The 1,052-nt window shown below is 48.6% G+C and carries 1 pseudogene (running past one end of the window); it reads right to left on the bottom strand.

Going from position 1 to position 1,052, the window contains the following annotated elements:
- Positions 1-1,052: pseudogene (locus B3O33_RS13950) on the bottom strand (form I ribulose bisphosphate carboxylase large subunit); its annotated part runs 182 nt beyond the window's last position; the annotation flags it as partial.

Genomic DNA, 1,052 nt, shown 5'->3' with positions numbered 1-1,052 from the left:
CCCGCCGCATTACCCCATGGATGACCCAATGTACCGCCACCAAACTGTAATACCGAATCATCACCAAAGATGCTGACCAGTGCAGGCATATGCCATACGTGAATACCACCGGAAGCGACCGGCATAACACCAGGCATGGATGCCCAATCCTGATCAAACATAATGCCGCGGCTGCGATCTTCTTTGATATAAGAGTCACGCATAATATCGATCCAGCCCAGTGTTGCAGCACGGTCGCCTTCCAATTTACCAACCACAGTACCTGAATGCAGGTGATCACCACCTGACAGACGCAGCATTTTGGTTAATACACGGAAATGGATACCATGGTTCGGATTGCGATCCAGTACCGCATGCATTGCACGGTGAATATGCAGCAACATACCGTTATCACGACACCAGTTGGCCAGACCTGTGTTGGCCGTGAATCCACCCGTCAGGTAGTCATGCATGATAATGGGTGCACCCAGTTCTTTGGCATACTCAGCACGTTTGTACATTTCTTCAGGGGTTGGCGCTGTAACGTTCAGATAATGACCTTTACGTTCACCCGTTTCGATTTCAGCTTTGTCGATCGCCTCCATAACAAAGTCAAAACGTTGTCTCCAGCGCATAAATGGTTGTGAGTTAACGTTTTCATCGTCTTTGGTAAAATCCAGACCGCCACGCAAACATTCATATACGGCACGACCGTAGTTTTTGGCAGAGAGACCCAGCTTTGGCTTGATGGTGCAGCCCAGCAATGGACGACCATATTTGTTCATGATGTCACGCTCAACCTGGATACCATGAGGAGGACCACCACAAGTCATTACGTACGCAACAGGAATTCGCACGTCTTCCAGACGTAATGAACGCACTGCTTTAAAACCGAAAACGTTACCCACCAGAGAAGTCAGCACGTTTACGACTGAACCTTCTTCAAACAAATCGATGGGGTATGCAATAAAGGCATAGAACGCCTCATCGTTGCCTGGAACATCCTCAATAGCGTAAGCGCGACCTTTATAGTAATCCAGGTCTGTCAGCAAATCAGTCCAGACAGTGGTCCA

The organism is Methylophaga sp. UBA1464 (genome assembly GCF_002325665.1).
GTDB lineage: Bacteria > Pseudomonadota > Gammaproteobacteria > Nitrosococcales > Methylophagaceae > Methylophaga.
The sequence above is the reverse complement of the archived record's forward strand: the minus strand, read 5'-3'. Positions and strand labels throughout refer to the sequence as shown.